This is a genomic window from Salmonirosea aquatica (genome assembly GCF_009296315.1).
Taxonomy (GTDB): Bacteria; Bacteroidota; Bacteroidia; order Cytophagales; family Spirosomataceae; genus Salmonirosea; species Salmonirosea aquatica.
Genome location: NZ_WHLY01000002.1, coordinates 5537188 through 5553816 on the forward strand (window position 1 = coordinate 5537188; position 16629 = coordinate 5553816).

At 48.4% G+C, this 16629-nt stretch carries 16 protein-coding genes; 4 read left to right on the forward strand and 12 right to left on the reverse strand.

What is annotated here, in order from left to right; all coding sequences use genetic code 11:
* Positions 1 to 36: 36 nt before the first annotated feature.
* From GBK04_RS23810 to GBK04_RS23840, 7 genes are all read right to left on the reverse strand, one after another.
* A complete protein-coding gene (locus GBK04_RS23810; protein ID WP_373331290.1) occupies positions 37 to 1569 on the reverse strand; it encodes a galactose-binding domain-containing protein in 1533 nt (510 codons plus the stop codon).
* 699 nt (positions 1570 to 2268) lie between these two features.
* Positions 2269 to 5133, reverse strand: coding sequence for a response regulator (locus tag GBK04_RS23815; protein ID WP_152764052.1), 2865 nt, complete (start codon positions 5131 to 5133; stop codon positions 2269 to 2271).
* A 188-nt stretch (positions 5134 to 5321) separates the two neighbouring features.
* Complete coding sequence (locus GBK04_RS23820) at positions 5322 to 6962, reverse strand: glycoside hydrolase family 32 protein (protein ID WP_152764054.1); 1641 nt, start codon at positions 6960 to 6962, stop codon at positions 5322 to 5324.
* Positions 6963 to 7007: 45 nt separating this feature from the next.
* Positions 7008 to 7358 carry a DUF1801 domain-containing protein gene (locus tag GBK04_RS23825; RefSeq protein ID WP_152764056.1) on the reverse strand — a complete coding sequence of 117 codons (351 nt, stop codon included), beginning with the start codon at positions 7356 to 7358 and terminating at the stop codon, positions 7008 to 7010.
* A 182-nt stretch (positions 7359 to 7540) separates the two neighbouring features.
* The gene (locus GBK04_RS23830; RefSeq protein WP_152764058.1) at positions 7541 to 8713 is read right to left on the reverse strand and encodes an MFS transporter; all 1173 of its coding nucleotides are present in this window, start codon (positions 8711 to 8713) and stop codon (positions 7541 to 7543) included.
* Positions 8714 to 8919: 206 nt separating this feature from the next.
* Positions 8920 to 10200: an APC family permease gene (locus GBK04_RS23835; RefSeq protein WP_152764060.1), complete on the reverse strand. Its 1281-nt coding sequence runs from the start codon at positions 10198 to 10200 to the stop codon at positions 8920 to 8922.
* A gap of 84 nt (positions 10201 to 10284) precedes the next feature.
* The gene (locus GBK04_RS23840; RefSeq protein ID WP_152764062.1) at positions 10285 to 10689 is read right to left on the reverse strand and encodes a DoxX family protein; all 405 of its coding nucleotides are present in this window, start codon (positions 10687 to 10689) and stop codon (positions 10285 to 10287) included.
* Positions 10690 to 10831: 142 nt separating this feature from the next.
* Between GBK04_RS23840 and GBK04_RS23845 the strand changes: the two genes are divergently transcribed.
* Complete coding sequence (locus GBK04_RS23845; RefSeq protein ID WP_373331291.1) at positions 10832 to 11140, forward strand: winged helix-turn-helix transcriptional regulator; 309 nt, start codon at positions 10832 to 10834, stop codon at positions 11138 to 11140.
* A 10-nt stretch (positions 11141 to 11150) separates the two neighbouring features.
* Here GBK04_RS23845 and GBK04_RS23850 read toward each other — a convergent pair whose 3' ends face one another.
* Positions 11151 to 11702: a dihydrofolate reductase family protein gene (locus GBK04_RS23850; protein ID WP_373331292.1), complete on the reverse strand. Its 552-nt coding sequence runs from the start codon at positions 11700 to 11702 to the stop codon at positions 11151 to 11153.
* A gap of 227 nt (positions 11703 to 11929) precedes the next feature.
* On the opposite strand from GBK04_RS23850, the gene GBK04_RS23855 reads away from it, so the two are divergent.
* Together GBK04_RS23855 and GBK04_RS23860 are read left to right on the forward strand one after the other, a co-directional pair.
* Positions 11930 to 13114 carry a cation:proton antiporter gene (locus tag GBK04_RS23855; protein WP_152764068.1) on the forward strand — a complete coding sequence of 395 codons (1185 nt, stop codon included), beginning with the start codon at positions 11930 to 11932 and terminating at the stop codon, positions 13112 to 13114.
* Complete coding sequence (locus GBK04_RS23860) at positions 13093 to 13353, forward strand: glutaredoxin family protein (protein WP_152764070.1); 261 nt, start codon at positions 13093 to 13095, stop codon at positions 13351 to 13353. Before GBK04_RS23855 ends, GBK04_RS23860 begins: the two co-directional genes overlap by 22 nt.
* Here GBK04_RS23860 and GBK04_RS23865 read toward each other — a convergent pair.
* The 4 genes from GBK04_RS23865 to GBK04_RS23880 form a co-directional block, all read right to left on the reverse strand.
* Positions 13308 to 13571 carry a nuclear transport factor 2 family protein gene (locus GBK04_RS23865; RefSeq protein ID WP_373331485.1) on the reverse strand — a complete coding sequence of 88 codons (264 nt, stop codon included), beginning with the start codon at positions 13569 to 13571 and terminating at the stop codon, positions 13308 to 13310. The two genes, GBK04_RS23860 and GBK04_RS23865, sit on opposite strands and share 46 nt — an antisense overlap.
* Positions 13572 to 13777: 206 nt before the next feature.
* Positions 13778 to 14251: a methyltransferase family protein gene (locus GBK04_RS23870; protein WP_152764072.1), complete on the reverse strand. Its 474-nt coding sequence runs from the start codon at positions 14249 to 14251 to the stop codon at positions 13778 to 13780.
* A gap of 348 nt (positions 14252 to 14599) precedes the next feature.
* On the reverse strand, positions 14600 to 15157 hold the full coding sequence (locus tag GBK04_RS23875) for a pyridoxamine 5'-phosphate oxidase family protein (protein ID WP_152764074.1): 558 nt from the start codon (positions 15155 to 15157) through the stop codon (positions 14600 to 14602).
* 118 nt (positions 15158 to 15275) lie between these two features.
* Positions 15276 to 15623: a hypothetical protein gene (locus tag GBK04_RS23880; RefSeq protein WP_152764076.1), complete on the reverse strand. Its 348-nt coding sequence runs from the start codon at positions 15621 to 15623 to the stop codon at positions 15276 to 15278.
* Positions 15624 to 15880: 257 nt separating this feature from the next.
* Between GBK04_RS23880 and GBK04_RS23885 the strand changes: the two genes are divergently transcribed.
* Entirely contained in the window at positions 15881 to 16144 is a 264-nt protein-coding gene (locus tag GBK04_RS23885) for a hypothetical protein (protein ID WP_152764078.1), read from the forward strand.
* Positions 16145 to 16629 lie beyond the last annotated feature (485 nt).

Consider the following 16629-nt stretch of genomic DNA (forward strand, 5'->3'; position numbering starts at 1 on the left):
CAGAATTTTCGAATAACACCTGTCGTCTATAAATCCCTACTTTCCAAACACCTGCACTTCAGTCAGGCTAAGGGGTCTGTCATTAGGGCCTTGTACCAGGGTGATGCGGATATATCTGCTCTTCTGGTTGACATCTATGGTATGACTCTTTATATTGGCCAACCAGGGATTCAATGGCCCAAACAGCGCTCCATCCCCATTCACTGAATTGCCTGTGATTACGAATGGGGCGCTCGAAGTGAGGACGATGAAATTTTGCAGCCTATCCCAGCAGCAGTCCTGCCGGTTCCAGATAACGATTTTCTCAATGTCGTACACGGCGCCCAAATCCACTTCCCACCAAGCAGATCGTTCGTCGTTAGTATGGGTGATGGAGTTTTTTGTGTCGCTCATTTTGAAAGAGCCATCGGTGTTACCATCAACCGCCTTGCCGGAGCCAGCATACCTGGGGTCCATATCAGACGATTGCTTGGTAGGTTTGTTCAGGGCCAAATTGGTGACTGTCCCTTTGCTGGCGTTGGAGGGATTGGTTTTTGGAACAAGTTTTCCGGTAGCCGACCAGATTTCGTTCCCATTCTTGTCAACCAGGACAAAACGCCCATCGTCGGTTAATTCAGCGTGGTCGCTTTTGTAAAGGATAATCGGAGCGGCCCGATCGCTCCCATTGGTTGCATAGTACGCTTTCTTTTGACTGCTGTTGATAACGACGTTGCCGTCGGGATTGTAGCTTAAAAAGCTCATCCTGGGCGCACTATTGAGACCATCGTTAAGCGGAAAGGTATAGGCTACCTGGCCACCCGGTAACGCCTCGATAACAAAGGTGCCGTCCGGTGTCCCCCTCAGTTGAAATCTGCCGTTGGCCGAGACCAGTTTTTCGCCTTCCTGTAGCTTGTCGCCGGGCTTCATACGGGACTGGTACTTCAAGGTAGCCGCTTTGGCCGAGACCGGATTCGTGGCGATCGGGTCGGTTTTAGGTAAAGCGTTATTAGTTGAAGTAGTAGCCGGACTTGCCGCGCCTTCCACATAACTCCATATAGCTGTAAAATACCACATGTCCCCATTCTTAGCCACACCATATCCAACCACATTTACGGGAATACTCTTCCCGTTATACGAATCCAAATTCCAGGTAGGCCGATAGTGTGTTTCCGACGTCATCCAACCTATTGGATACTCAGACAAGTACATACCACCCGCGCATGCCTCTGGCTTTGGATGGTTTTTAAGGTACTTGTCCACTCTTGCGCCAAAATCCCGGTAGTTTCGATTATCGTGCGTTACATCTTTAATGGATGCCTGATAATCGGCCTGCTCCTGCGCTAACTTGTTGAGATCCTCATGGATACTCAGCGGTTTTAGATTGGCAGGCAAATTAAGAGCCGTTTTACAGCCCTGCTGTTTTCGGTAATTGGGGTTCAACCTCGCTTCGTTGTTTATGGCCAGCATGGTAGCCCTGACCTTATCCAGTTCGGCTTTCGTCAGGCTCGACTTACTACTGAGGTTTTTCAGGTAGTCCAGATTGGCCTGGTTGTGAAGCTGGGCGTTCACCTTAACCGGACAAAGCAGCATAATGATAAGCAGTAGGAAAAGGGGGATGAATTTTGAAGAGTCTATTGGCCAGAGTAGTAAATGTATTACTTTCATATGGGATGATGCATTCTATTTTCCGTGCCTACTCTGATCCGTATTTTCGGCGGCCTACGTTTTGGACATTAAAATCTGGATCGTTTTTATTATCACATGTGACCCCTTCAACAGAAGCCTGGTACTTGGCTTGATTCTCCGCTATCTTTTCTTTAGATTGAATGAAAATCAGAGGTTTTTAATGAGTGAGGGGACGGTTTTACTGCACTGCGTTACTTAGGCTTGATTAGGAAACCGATGCTTTTAAATAGTATGAATTGATCTGCGCGTGAAGTGCCTGATGGAGGGACCTTCGCTGGCAACCGAACCAAGCAGAGTAGAGAACGATAATGCGAGACAGAGGGTCGGTTTCGACTTGCTCTCCAGGAAGCTTGGTAAACGCGCTGAATCCATAGTTAGGATACATAATAGGATGTGTGTATAGTGTATTGGTTAATTTGATCACTTCATGCTGCAGCTCGTAGTAGTCGTGCCACGGCTTATATCTGGATGATTTCCTCCATAGGAAGGGCACAAAGTTGGGCCAATTGAAGGAACATTTTCCGTCAATTTGGTAACATAAACCGTCAATATTGATCATAAATGGCCTTAAACGGTCATTGGTAGCAGAGAAGTAGGTATTGTCTAGACCAAATCACTGGGCAGCTTTCCGAAACGCTTCTTGAAGCTGCGGGAGAAGGAACGGGCGTCCTTATAGCCTACCTGGGAAGCCAAGGTGGAAATAGAGATGGGGAGATCATTTTCCAGTCGTAACCGGGCTTCATTGAGGCGTACCTCCAGCAGGTACTGTACCGGACTGAGACCCGTGAGGCGCTTTAACTGCCGGAGCAAGGTAGACTCACTCATGGCAAAGGTTTCGCTTAGGGCAGGTATGGATAGTATATCGCTATTCAGATTGTCCCGTATGTACGACTCGAATTTTTCGAGCCACGCCTGGTCGGTTTCGGAGAGGCGGGGGTGGGCTTCGCCTGTAGTGTCGGCAGTAGGGGATTCCCGGCTTTTTACCGCCTGGTTTTTCAACAGGTTGGCGATCCGGACCAGCAGTTCCTCTTCATCGAAGGGCTTGGTCAGGTAGTCGTCCACCCCAATGCGCAGGGCCTTAAGGCGGTCGGCAGCCTCTGCCCGCGCGGTGAGCATGATGACGGGAAGGTGCCGGGTGGCGTCGCTGGACTTGAGATTTTCGAGCAACTGGTACCCGTCCATTACGGGCATCATCAGGTCACTCATGATCAGGTCGATGGACGTACCGCCCGACGTTACCTGTTGCAGGGCGGCTTCGCCGTTTTCGGCAAATAGGACCTGGTAATGGTCGGACAAAATCAGACCTATGTACTCCCGTAAACCGGGGTTGTCTTCCACCACCAGAATTGTGGCCTTGGGTACCTGGGTATTTTTTCCGACCGCGGACACAGTAGGCAGCAGGGATTCCATCGTGTGGGAATCGAGATCGGGTACCTGCACCGGAGTGGGCAAAGCGCTCGGTTGCCGGGAAAAATCCACCGGCCACGAAGCATAAAAAACACATCCTGCATCCTCTTTGCTTTCGACCCGGATATCCCCTCCCATGAGCCGGGTGTAGTCCTGGCATAAGGAAAGGCCAATTCCGGATCCACCAGCCGAGAATCGTCCCTTTTGATTGGATTGAAAAAAACGATCGAATATCTGTGACAGATCAGCGGAGGGGATGCCAGGACCCGTGTCGGCCACTTCCAAGGAAAGTATTTCGTCCTGTAGTACCACAACGGCTTCAATTCCACCCTGGGCCGGAGTGAATTTGAAAGCATTGGAAAGTAGGTTGTAGAGGATTTGACGGCATTTTTCCCGGTCGATTTCAGCTACAATATTTGAGCTAACCCGTACATCAGTCGAGTATTGGATCTGCCGCCATTGGGCCAGTGACTCGAACTGGTCGAGGTGTAATTGGAAAAAAGCCTTTAAATCGGTGGGCTCTTTGTGTAAGGGCATTTTGCCCGTTTCAAGCCTCCGTAAGTCCAGAATGTCCTTAACCAACAGTTCCAACTGTCTGGCGCTGCGGTTGACTGCTTTGAGCAGCAAAGTCTGCTTTTCAGATGCCTGTTTCTCCTTCAGTAAAGTGGTAATGGGCCCTATGATCAGGGAAAGTGGCGTGCGAAGTTCGTGGCTAACGTTGGCAAAGAAGCGGGATTTGGCTGCATCAAGACTTTCCAACTGGTCGGCGTGCTGCTGAATGACGTAGTTTTTGTGGGCGAGCTCAGCTTTATCTTGCCTCAACCGGAGGTACCCCAGCACCAGGCCAAGGGCCAGGAGCATCAACAGCAGAAGAATCACGATGGAGTAGGTGAGCTGCGTATTTTTCAGGTCGAGTTCGAGGACGCGATTTATTTCAGCCGTAGCCAGCTTGTCCCGCTCAGCCTGCAGATAGAAACTCTCAAGATTAAAGCCCTCGCTGCGGGACTTGAATTTTTCTTCCTGAAGAATCTTTTCCTTCAGAAACCGCAGGGCAGCAGCGGGGTCGTTTTCCTGCTCGGCAAGCCTGGATTTGAGAGCATAGGTCTGGGTCAGCAGATCATGGAGTTCTAGTTTTTCCGCCCTGATTCGGGCATCTTCCAGATAGGATTTAGCCTCACTGAGATTCCCGCGTCTCAATTCCAGATTGGTAAGCTTATGGAGCGTATATATTTCAAACCAGGGACTCGGATCCGCCCGGCACAAACGAAGGGTTTCCAGATAGCGGCGTTCGGCCTCCGACAGCTGGTTTCTGGCCAAGGCCATATCCCCTCTGCCAAGAGCAGCAATGATCATAAAAGGGTAATCCTGGGGCTTAATGGGGTTTGAGTGGGGCAGTTTTTCCAGGTAAAGTACGTGTTTTTCTGCTTCCGCGTAATTGCTGTCAAGGAGAGTTAGGTCCAATAAACTCGCATGCAATTTCTCGATAAGCTGTGTTGCCTTATTGGCCTTGGCTTGCTCGAGCAGGGATTCCATCCGGGGAATGATCGCTCCCCGGCTCACGAAGTGTACCCGGAGGGATAATCGGTTATATTCAGCCAAAAGTATGGCATTCTTATCGTCTTGAGCTTTGTAGATAGCCAGGGCTTTCTCAATGCTCATGGCGGCCAATTGATAGGCTCCTAACGCATCATAGTAGCGAGTAAGGTGGGTGTAGGCGGCGGCCTCCCTCCCGGGATTATTCTGTTCTCTGCCCAACCGGGCTATTTCTTCACCGATATAAATGGCGGCATTGAGGTTGTACAATTGTTCCAAGCGGAACATGACAGCAAAATGGGTGCGATAGACAGAGTCGGGCTGCTGTTCAAAATGCTCCTTGACAAGCTCTGGAATGAACGAAAAATTAGCGGGAGGGGGTGTCTGCTGCAGCTCAGCTTCTATACTGGCCCAAAGCACCGGATTGACGTACAAGGAGGTTTTATCCTGTCCGTAGGCGGTAATGCCTGCGCGAAGGAAAAGTAATAGAAAAAATAAGGGGTAATATATTGGATAAACCAAGCGCATTGTCAATTCAATAGGTACCCAGACCAGTTTCACTTTACTACCAGTCTTGCACCAGGCATAATGCAGCGGTATCACTTCTACCTAGTGGGCAGAAATTTTACTGCTTCGGGGGAGGGGATTGGAATACTAAAGCACAAAGGAGACTATAATATACTTGCTAAGCAACCTAATGCCGTATGTCGGAGTACTTACTCCCAGATCGACTCGGCCGAGAAGACTTCCAGGTTTTTGACTTCGATCCGATTGCCCCAGAAATGGAAACCTTCTTTATTAGTGGGATCGGGCTTGCGCTCCATGGAGTAGGAATAGGCCCCGCCGTCAATGAAAACTTCGATGGAGGTACGATCAATATATATATCGGCAGTTAGCTCCGTACTGGTAGGGTCTTGAGGGGAATAAAACATGCCGTTGAGCATGTTGAAATTCAGATCATAGTCAATCATGCGCTGACTGAAAAGATTGAAACCCGCATCGGTGGCGTGGGATAGTTTGATTGTGGTCTTAATCCGAAGTCGGTCAGAATTGGAATAGTCTTTCAACCTGGCGTTGGCTTCTTCTGACGTCAATGACTGCCACTTGTTGACTGACTTGAAAAGCTGCTCTACCTCCCTGACCGGCTGACTGAATAACCGGGTGCCTTCCTTCGTGTTGTGCAGCGTCAGTTGGGTGGGTAGGAGCATCATGTGATTGAAGGAAATTTCTTTCTGGGGAATGCGTCCCCAGCCAATTTGAATACGCCGTCCGTCGGATTCGGGAATGTTGTTGTAAGTTTGGGCCGCGTAGATGCTTCCCGAGGAAAAGAAGTACTTACCACCCTCAGGAGTGAATTTTTTGCCATCGAAGGTACCAATCATGTAGGTATTGGAGGCTCCGTACATTACCCATTTTTTTTGATTCGGATTCCCGTCGACCGGTAGCTCAAACAAGTCCGGACATTCCCAGAAACCCGTCGTATGACTCTGGTAGGCCCATTCTTTCAGATTTTTTGAGGTATAAATGGAATGGCCGTCCCGTTCGTTCAGTACCATGACCCAATGCTCACCCGGCTGGTACCAGAACACCCGCGGGTCGCGGGTATCCTGGCTGTTCCACTTGGCCTTGGAGTCGATGACGGGTTTGCCGCCGTTGTATTTGGTCCAGGTACGTCCTTTGTCCAGACTGTAGGCCACGCACTGCACCTGCTTTTCGGCGCTATTATTGGTATAGAGCGCCACCATCGCCGGGTTGCCAGGTTGACCAAAACCGGAGGTGTTCTCATAATCGATCACCGCCGAGCCCGAGAACATAGTACCGATCTTGTCCGGGTGCAGCGCCACGGATAGCTCCTGCCAATGCACCAAATCTTTACTTACCGCATGGCCCCACGACATATTTTCCCATTCGCGCTCGAACGGATTGTGCTGATAGAAAAGATGGTACTCGCCTTCGTAGAAAACCAGGCCGTTGGGATCGTTGATCCAGCCCCGGCGGGTCGTGAAGTGGTATTGCGGACGGTACGGCTCATGGTACAACGAATCCTGGCCCTGTATCCGGTCGTCCTGGTAAATTTTGCTCAGACCGCCTGCTTCGCCGGCGTAGCTGATTGTGAGGGTTTTGCCCCGGTAAGCACTCACATCGGAAAAGACCCAATACTCTGGCTGATCGCTCAACCGGATCACAAAACGTTGTGTTTCCTCACCTTCGACCTGGTAGGTCATGGCCGCTCGTTCGGTTTTTTGAGAAACGGGTAGGTTCAGGTAGCGTTTGGTGATTTTGATGGTGATGACGGTAGCCACCGCGCTGAACGACGCACTAATCAGGAAGGAAGTAAGCAGGTATTTTAGAATCATGTTGGGTTTAGAAAAAGGGTACTCATGGAAACAGAAACATTCGTTTCAGGATTTGCTATCCAATTCGATCGCCTGATGCAGTAACTCGAGCAACTTCGTTTCCTGAATGGTGTCATGCTCTTTAAAATCAATTCCCCGGGAATGCTTGGAATCCAATCCTGCATTAAAAAGCCCATGTTTGTCTTCCAGGGCAGCACCCTGGAAAAAATTTAATTTTACGTGGCTTTTGAAGGCATTCGCCGAGCAGATAGGCTTGTGAAGGACCCATACCGGACAATTCCATTTCCAGTCTTCTTTGATTTCCGGATTGGAACTGACGATGAGTTTTCTTAATTCTTCGAGGATTCCTCTCTTCCAATCGTTTTGGCTCGCGATGTATTCGTCGATTTTTTTCATAGGTGGCCTGCAAGATAATTTATCCTTTCTAAATATACGATCGCGCTATTTTCTACCCACCCAGGTACCGATAATATTTTGAACGGGAGGCAAGCCCTACACAAACAACGGCCTACTGATCGTTAAGTTCGGGATTAGAATCAACCCATAAAATTAGTGAGTAAGGGCCCGTTAGGGCAGCGTCAGGCCAGAACCTGCGGTTGGTCGGGTACCTGTTCCGGTGCCTGCCGATGCCGGAAAAAAAGCTGCGAAACCGGAATGAACAACAGGCCCGAAACTGCAAATGCCACGAAGGCGATCCGAAGCCCGAAGGCATGCGAAAGGTACCCTATCAGCGGCGGTCCCACCAGCATGCCGACCGTGGCATAGGTGGCGACAATCGAGATAGCCAGCCCGGGAGAGTATTTTTTCGATGCACCCGCCAGGGCGTAGGTCATAGGTACTACGGAAGCAGTCCCGAAGCCGGTCAGGGAAAATCCAATAAGGACGGTCCAGAGGGTAGGAAACACAACGGCCAGGCCAATGCCCGCCACGATCATAACAGAACTTAGAAAATAGGTGGTAGGGATTCCGATTTTCTCAATGATACGGTCGGACAAAAACCGGGAAAGCGCCATGAATACCATGAAAACCAGGTAGCCGTACGTAAAGATTTCGACATGAAGTATTTCGCGGAAAAAGATGCCGCTCCAGTCGAACATGCCGCCTTCGCACACCGCCGCAAAGAAAACCAATACGCCGAGGTACAGAATGTAGGGATCAGGTTTGCCCAGAATAAGTTTGTTGCCCTTAGAGGTACGGTCGTTTTTTAGAAGGTAGGGGAAGGAAAACAGCGTCACACACAAACAAAGTACGGCTACGATGGCCAGATGCACCTCGATGGGCACCGCGAAGGCTACCATCAGCGTACTGAATCCCACGCCGGCAATTCCGCCCGAACTCCATAAACCGTGAAAGGAGCCGATGATTTTTTTCTGGTAGTACTTCTGCAAGGTGATGGTCTGGGTATTGACGGCTATGCTGAAAATCCGCATCGTAAAAGCGAAAACCGAGATCGTGATGAGCAGGAGCATGGGTGTATGGGCCAGACCGATGCAGGCCAGAGCCAGGGAATTGATCCCAAAGGCAACTGCCAGAGGAATACGGCTGTCGAAGCGGCTGATCAGCCAACCCGAAATGGGCAGCCCGATGAGCGAACTCACCGGCATAGCCAACAGCACAGACCCCATTTCGGCGTCGTTGAAGCCGTAAAACGTTTTGATGGTGGGGATTCGGGAGGCCCAGGTAGAAAAGGCAAATCCCGAAATAAAAAAGAACACACTGAGAAAAATACGCTGCTTACCTCTTAACTCCATAGCTCGTTACCCGTCGGATTTACCCGCAAATATCCGCATCAGACGGGAATAACGTTCCGCTTTCGGTACTTTATTCCCAGACTTTTAGCCTGAAAATAGCAACCGGTAGCCCTACTCTTTTTATTAGCCAAAAAGTTATCCGATTGTTCCTAAATGTAGCCATGCATTTCTACGGGGGTACCTTATTTGGCCCGATCGTAAGTACATCAGCGCGGGTGTCCGTATTTTTTGTAGATGAACTCGATGGTAAAACACACCAGCGTAATACCTACTGCCACGAGCACACCGAGTCGATTGGATGTATATTGTTGCGCGATCAATACTACCCACGCAGCCAGACACAAGATACTGCCCAGAAGCGGGATTATTTTGTTTGACTTTACCTGATCGGATAGTTTGTATCCCGTGTAATTGACCGCTGCAAAGATCAGCAGGAAGCCCGCACTGCCCGCGGTCGAGATACTTTCCAGGTTGAGCGTATTCGCCAAGAGCAACGTGGCTACCGCGGTGATGAGCAGCCCAACGGGCTGGTTCCAGAATTGGCTCGTGAGCTCGTGGGGGAGTTCATCGTCCTCCGCTATCTCGTAGCTCACCCGGCTACCGCCGTACAGGGAAGCGTTGATGGCCGAAAAGGTGGACAGCAGCGCGGCCACGGTAATGATCGTGAACCCGGCCTGTCCCAGCAGCGGCTTGGCGGCTTCGGCCAGTACGTAATCTTGGGCTTTGGCAATCGTATCGAAGGGCAGGGAGCCCACCGTCACGCCGGCGATCACGATGTATAGCAGGACGACAAACAGCACGGAATAGTAGTAAGCCCGGGGAATATTCCGCTTGGGATTTTCGATATCCGGTGCGGCATTGGCAATCAACTCGAACCCTTCGTAGGCAACGAAAATGACCATTCCACCGGTGATGAGCTGAAAGGTACCTTCCCAGTTTTCTGGCGACAACTGATTGATGTTTTCGTTGCCGATTAGCCCGTACAGACCTATTCCCACAAAACCCAGCAGAATGATGAGTTTGATCACGACGGCTACCGACTCAATTTTCCCGACTACTTCGATGCTGTAATAATTAATGGCCGTCGCGAGAAGAATAATAGCGCTGGCATACAGATGGGAATCCCAGGTTTTGCTGCCTGTCAGCTCCCAAAGATTGGGGGCGTAGGAGCCAAAGGCTGAGGCATAGAGCGCCAGCATGATGATGTAGCTCACCCACAGCAGGTTATTGATCCCGCCACTGAATATGGATTTACCAAACCCCTGATTGATGAACTTTACGGTACCGCCGCGATCGGGGAAAGCCAGCGATAATTTGACATAACTGTACGAAGTGATTAAAGCTAAGGCTCCGGCAAAAAGAAAAGCCAGGGGCGTTCCACCTTTGGCCAGCGACACTGCCAACCCCAGCACCGCAAATATTCCTCCGCCTACCATCCCACCTATTCCAATCGAGATTGCGTCTTTGAGTTTTATTTTTTTAGCCATGCAGAGGGTAGGATTAGGAGGGAGTGCCATGAAAGCAAATCCCGGATCTCGGTTCCAAAGATAGCGTTCCTTGCAGAATCTGCCTTAGGTACCTTTGGAAACAAGGGGTACCTTCGTTTGTCTACCCCAGGCAATAAAGGCCGCTAAAATCGCAAAGAAGATGTTGGCACCAATTTGGGAGGCTTCCCCTCTCATGACATGAAAGGTAATAGCCGCGATCATCAGTACCAGGGTGCCGTACGCGGCAAAAATCGTCAGCCTGGGTCGAATTCGAAATAAGGAAGGTACCACCAGCCCGATGCCGGCTAGCAAATCCAGAATTCCTGTCAGCTTTACCAGACTTGGGTTGTCGGCTGTCCACGGCCACATGACGGCCAACTCATCGGCTGGTAGGAACAGTTTCACCATACTTCCTCCGACAAGGCTAACTGATAGAAGTATTTGGGCTACCCATAAGAGAATGTGGAGGGTATTTGATTTGTTTGACATCTCATCTTATTATTTGTTTCAACAAAGGACGCTACATTCGCTATCCGAATGATAGCACTATCCGTTTGGATAGCACTATCCAAATAGGAAGTAACGTAAAAACTGAAATGAAATGTTGTCAAAAGGTGGTTGCCCCAAAACGATGCTCTCCATAAAGGATGCCCTCGAAGCGGTGGAGGGAAGGTGGAAGCTGCTCATCTTGTTTGCGCTGTCGGAAAGTCCGAAGCGGTTCAAGCAGATAGCCAGGGAGGTCCCAGGCATAACGGATAAAACCTTATCCAAAGAACTGAAAAGCCTGGAAGCGAACAAGCTCATTCGCCGTGAGGTGTACGATACGTTCCCCCCCGCCGTAGAATACTCCATAACACCCCACGGTTTGTCGCTTGAAAAAGTGTTGGATGAACTGCACTTTTGGGGCCTGACTCACCGGAAGGAAGTCATTGGGGAATAGTCGCCTAAAATTAGTTGTACTTCTCTGGCTCGTAAATAAGCTGCACAACTCCCGATTTGAATACGTTGGTTTTAATCAATTTCAATTCCAACCGGGATTTCAAGTCTTCAAATAACGGTTTTCCGCTTCCTAAGGCAGTGGGGTGTACCGATAAGCGGTATCGGTCGATAAAGCCTGATTGGATAAACGTCTTGATCAGGCTAGCTCCACCGTAGAGCCAGATGTCTTTTCCCCCCTGTTTTTTGATTTCAGCGACCTGGTGGGCCAGGTCAGAACTGATGAAAGTGGCTTGGTCATCGTGTCTGTGTTGGCTCGAAAACACATATTTTTTCTTGGCATGTACCCCTTTCCATAGTAGGTGTTCCGTTGGACTGGCATCCGGTTCGGGCTGAAAATTGCCCCAGCTGTCATAACTTACCCTACCATAAAATATGGTATCGATGCTCGCTAGAAAACCATCGAAGTCCATGTCATCGTCTATGATGCACCAATCGATCTCCCTATTCGGGCCTTCAATAAACCCGTCTAAGGTTACGGCCAAATCCAGAACTACTTTTTTCAATGCTTTGCGAAGTGTTTCGTGCTTGTACATTGATCAATTTCCTTCATTCTCGGTCCAGATCTTCACTAATTCAGAATAGAAATCAGACAAGATATAAGGAGGGTATTTTCCTTATCAAGATGAACTTTGATTTTATGAACAAGCGTTGACTCATGTCTGGCGCAGTAGGCTCTTTGCAGTATATTAGCCGCGAAATAAACCCATACCCCCAATAATATGCCCAACTTATGGAATTGGATATCCTAATTAACATTTTAATTCTGCTCTCTGCAACCGTAGTGGTAGTGTATATCTGTAATTTCTTCAAAATCCCCCATCTGATCGGGTACCTCTTTACAGGGATATTGCTGAGTCCCAAAAGCCTGAATCTGGTTGAAGAAGCCACGGAAGTCGAAGCTTACGCCGAAATCGGGGTCATATTGTTACTGTTCAGCGTGGGACTGGAATTCTCCTTTGGCAATCTAAGAAAAATTCAGCGTTACGTGCTTTTAGGCGGCTTTTTGCAGGTGATTCTGACCATCGTTGTGTCGAGCCTGTTGATTGTGCTCATGGGCAGAACTCTCAACGAAAGTATTTTCTGGGGCTTTGTGACGTGTCTGAGCAGCACGGCTATTGTGGTAAAAACCATGCAGGACAAATTTCAACTGAATACGCCTCACGGAAAAGTGATATTGGCGATGTTGCTTTTTCAGGATATCGTCATAGTTCCGCTGATGCTGCTGACACCGATTTTGGCCGGTAAAGGCGACAATCCTCTGCTTGAAATTGGCATGTTGGTTGTCAAGCTCGCTGCCATGGTACTGTTGGCCTGGGTACTTTCCAAATTTATTATTCCCCGCTATTTCAAATCCATCATGAAGTTGCAAAGTCAGGAAATATTTCTGCTCTCTACCATCGTGATCATCCTGGGAATCGCCCTTTTTACCGCGCAGCTAGGCCTTTCCCTGGCCTTGGGGGCTTTTATTGCCGGGTTGATCGTAGCCGAAACCGACTACAACAAAATGGCGATTTCCTGCTTCGTGCCTTTCCGGTACCTGTTTATCAGCTTCTTCTTCATTTCGATGGGCATGCTGCTCGACTACCGCATTTTCCTGGACCATCTGGATCTTATTTTGTTTTGGTTTGTTTTTATTCTGTTCGTGAAAATCCTGGCTGGCTTCCTGGCTTCGACGGCCCTGAATGTATCGCGCCGTACCGCCTTCGCGGTAGGTTTGTCCTTGGCCCAAATCGGTGAATTCTCGTTTGTGTTGTCCAAATCGGGACTTGATGTTGGTCTTATTTCCGAAACCAACTACCAGATTTTCCTGTCGGTTTCGATCCTGACCATGATTCTGACTCCATTTATCCTGAATAATCTCGACGCATTGTTAAACAAATTCAATAAAGTATCATGGATCAAAGCGACAAATTAAAGGTGTTTGGCACCGGTTGGTGCCCCAAATCCGCCATTCTGGCCAACCACTTGCAGGCTGAGTGGATTAATTTTGATTTTCTGAATGTCGAAACCGACGAACAAGCCAAACAGACCGTCATGGATTTGTACAATGGAGAATTGAAATTCCCTACGGTGACCTTTGGCGGGAAACATTTGAAAAACCCGACGATTCAGGAGCTGAACAAATTCCTGAAAGAAAATAACATAGAAGAGTAGGATGGGTAGCTACCAAAATCGTGCATGGCCGTTAAATTGGTTCTTACGGTTGCTTTATCCCGGTCCAAATCAATGATGTAGTCGGTTGTTACGTGGTGGGTGGCCCGAAACCGGGCAAAACTTTTGCGCTGTCCGTCCAGTATATTCCCGTGTCCGATCGAGATTGCCCCATTCGGTTTTATGACTTGTGCATCGGGGGTAAATGTTGCCCCGACGATTTTTCGTCAAGTTGTTTCTCGTCGATTGCCCTGAAATACCGAACCAGCAGAACGCTTAGCTGGGTCCTTGCGAGGAGCTCTTTGAGTTGTTCTTCCATGGGGATTTTGTATGGCGGTTGTGATCCATTCAATTCAATCGCAAGGGTCTGCAGGAGCACCGATCAAGGTAATGGGCTATAAATCGGGGAAAGTACTTGCTTGATGCCTTATAGCCATCGATGTACCTTCCTGCAATATTCATCATAGTCATTCCCAAAATCTTTCCGTAAACGGGGTTCTTCAAAGTTTGTGACGAAAATGTAAAAGGACAAAAAAATTACGAGGGAATACATACCCAAGGCAATAGATTGAAAAAAAATACTCTCACCAAGTAGCAGCATCATGACGCCCAGGTACATCGGGTTACGTGAAAATCGGTAGGGCCCTGCTATCACCAATTGCTTCGTGGGGTCGGCGGGTGATAATGTTCCCCGTCCATGAATAGCAAAATGTACAATACATACCAGCGTAAGCACAAACCCAATCAGGAATGTCAGTAGGCCTATGTAATGATAATAAGCAAAGGGTCGATGTAAAGATGCCAGTACCGCTTCATTGCCTACAATCCAAAAAGGAATGAGGCCAGCCACCAGGCCGGGTTGTAAAATCGTGAAGAAAAGATTACGAAAGAATAGAGACATATCGGTATTGGTCCATTATCTTTTTGACCATTTCATGCCCAGTCCCCAAAGTGACACTTCCACAACCCACTACAACAGCCAGAAAAGTATATTTCCTACAATCTCACCCACTTGATAACTGGATACGTCCGCAGAAAAGAGGTGAAATAGCCCAGAGACTGCTCCAACCAGTGCTGGTAGTTGCCCGATAATCGCGAGTGCCAAAAAAACAGCAGCAATGATAAAAACTATTCCGGAAATTCTTTTCAACGTCGTTTGAATGAATGTATTCAGATTAGGAACTAAGGAATCTGCCGGGTTAGGCAATGGGTTCCGGGGGTACCCTGGTAGGTCAGGGACCGTTTGAATTTAGGAAAACTGCAAACCCAGATTGGTGGGCAGGGCATCGAGGCTTTTCAGGTTTTTCTCTTTCATGTATTCAATCAACCCCTCGGCCCCCTTTTTCTCGGCCCATTCGAAATGAATGTCGCGTTCGCCGACGTAGTCAAATTGGGGTACCCCGAAGCCGCAGGAAGTCTGCACCAGGTCAATATCCGCCACAATGATCTGCCGGGTACTGGGGTAGATGGTAAAGTCCCTGGCATACGTGTTCCAGTCGTCGGAATCGGGCAAGACGGTGAATCCTTTGCCGTACAATCTCAGAATATTCGGCTTGTCGGTAAATGAACAAAACATGAAGGTGATCCGTCCGTTTTCGAGCGTATGGGCGGAGGTTTCGTTGCCGCTACTGATCAGATCCATATAAGCCACCCGGTTGTCACCCAGTGCCCGGAAACAGTCCAATCCTTTGGGCGACAGATTGATCCGGCCATCGCCGCTGAGGGGAGCCGTGGCTACAAAAAAGATATGCTGCTCTTTGATGAATTCTTTATGCGCAGTTTTTAAGGAAGAAGTGAATTTGCCCATGGGGTTGGTTTGGGAAGAAATAGTGGATTGCAGTAGCTTGAATGTTTTATAAAAAAATCTCTATCGCCGGGCTGTGGAGAAACAGAGTAAGATAATGGAAAGACTACGCACAACGAGGTTATTTTACGAACCCGAAATCCCAGCCGACTTTGAATACCTTGTCGGGCGGGTCAGTCTTGATGAAGCGGGGAAGCTGAAAACCGACCTGGAACCGCACTGCCTTTTTTTTCTTGATTTTGTCCGCCGGTGTTTTGACGATCTCTTCGAAGTTGTCAACGCTGATCCTGTAGCCAAAACCCAGAAAAGTGTCCATTTCCTCTTTCAGTTCCTGGTCGGTCTCTTTGCGCACTTTCTCGGGCATTCCCTCAAAATCTACTTTCTTGGCTATCAGTAACCTGGTCCTTTGGGCTTGGGCCGAAGCACCGCAACCGAGCAAAAACAGTAGACAGATCAATACTTTGTTCATAATCTTACAACAACCAAATCAATTAGAAAACGTCGGTTTTGTCCGGAATTGTTCGGGTAAGAATCGGTAAAACCTCAATTTTTAGCAAAGATACCCTTCTTAATCATTGATCGGCGTTAGCGGTGGCTGGGAAATTTTGGGCTGGTGGATAAACAGGTCTCACTTTTTTTAAAAAAATTATGAACTCAAAAATAATTTATTTATTTTTATGTAATCTATATTTACAATATAGATACATCCCCTCAAACACTATTACTATGATTCGCAGTAAGTACACGGACGAATTCAGTAATCGTCCCATTCTCCGCTCTAAAATAGTGAAAATCAAGCTAAGTCCGCCCAGCCCACGGAACAGGAACTTATGGATTCTCCGCTTCTACGGGCGGGATGAGCACCAGAACGAAAAGGTGCTGGGGTCCTGGTTTTACACCACGGATCGTAAACGAAAGGATGATTTGTATGGAATCATGAAATTGATTCCCAAAGACAACAATCTTTCAGTAATAGGACCTACTTGCTGAAAACGATCTGGTGTTCCAGTGCTATATGACGGCCTGATCCCGATCTCAGGCAAATTATGTTCTTATGGGAAGGGTATGTGTGGAAATTCAGACCTATGATCAGAACACATGAATATCAGGTAGAATCGTTGGAAAATGTCATGGATTTGTCAGCCATCGAATTCTTTATCCGTGGTAGGGAAGCCGGTTTTTTCCAATGACTGTCTATATTGAATGCATCCACGCATAAATTGAGGCCAAGCAGGTACCGTAGGCATGGGATCAGATTGTTCTGGAAGGAGTGACCATAAATCGGGGTGGTGCCAACATAACTCATGACCAGAAGTATCCCGATGTTTTCTAATACCATTTCTGAGTTTCCTGACCTAAACCATAAGGTTTTCTCTGGACATTGTTTCCAGATCTTTGTCTTTTGTCGTCTTCATTTTTCGGTCTGTTTGGTATCTTTTCAACACACCACTAACAACACGGGTAGTATTGTTACT

Coding starts and splice junctions, on each gene's coding strand:
- GBK04_RS23845 (WP_373331291.1), top strand. CDS start 10,832: ATGCTCTCCATAAAGGATGCCCTCGAAGCGGTGGAGGGAAGGTGGAAG.
- GBK04_RS23840 (WP_152764062.1), bottom strand. CDS start 10,689: ATGTCAAACAAATCAAATACCCTCCACATTCTCTTATGGGTAGCCCAA.
- GBK04_RS23870 (WP_152764072.1), bottom strand. CDS start 14,251: ATGTCTCTATTCTTTCGTAATCTTTTCTTCACGATTTTACAACCCGGC.
- GBK04_RS23885 (WP_152764078.1), top strand. CDS start 15,881: ATGATTCGCAGTAAGTACACGGACGAATTCAGTAATCGTCCCATTCTC.
- GBK04_RS23810 (WP_373331290.1), bottom strand. CDS start 1,569: ATGCTGCTTTGTCCGGTTAAGGTGAACGCCCAGCTTCACAACCAGGCC.
- GBK04_RS23855 (WP_152764068.1), top strand. CDS start 11,930: ATGGAATTGGATATCCTAATTAACATTTTAATTCTGCTCTCTGCAACC.
- GBK04_RS23825 (WP_152764056.1), bottom strand. CDS start 7,358: ATGAAAAAAATCGACGAATACATCGCGAGCCAAAACGATTGGAAGAGA.
- GBK04_RS23835 (WP_152764060.1), bottom strand. CDS start 10,200: ATGGCTAAAAAAATAAAACTCAAAGACGCAATCTCGATTGGAATAGGT.
- GBK04_RS23860 (WP_152764070.1), top strand. CDS start 13,093: ATGGATCAAAGCGACAAATTAAAGGTGTTTGGCACCGGTTGGTGCCCC.
- GBK04_RS23875 (WP_152764074.1), bottom strand. CDS start 15,157: ATGGGCAAATTCACTTCTTCCTTAAAAACTGCGCATAAAGAATTCATC.
- GBK04_RS23880 (WP_152764076.1), bottom strand. CDS start 15,623: ATGAACAAAGTATTGATCTGTCTACTGTTTTTGCTCGGTTGCGGTGCT.
- GBK04_RS23830 (WP_152764058.1), bottom strand. CDS start 8,713: ATGGAGTTAAGAGGTAAGCAGCGTATTTTTCTCAGTGTGTTCTTTTTT.
- GBK04_RS23820 (WP_152764054.1), bottom strand. CDS start 6,962: ATGATTCTAAAATACCTGCTTACTTCCTTCCTGATTAGTGCGTCGTTC.
- GBK04_RS23815 (WP_152764052.1), bottom strand. CDS start 5,133: ATGCGCTTGGTTTATCCAATATATTACCCCTTATTTTTTCTATTACTT.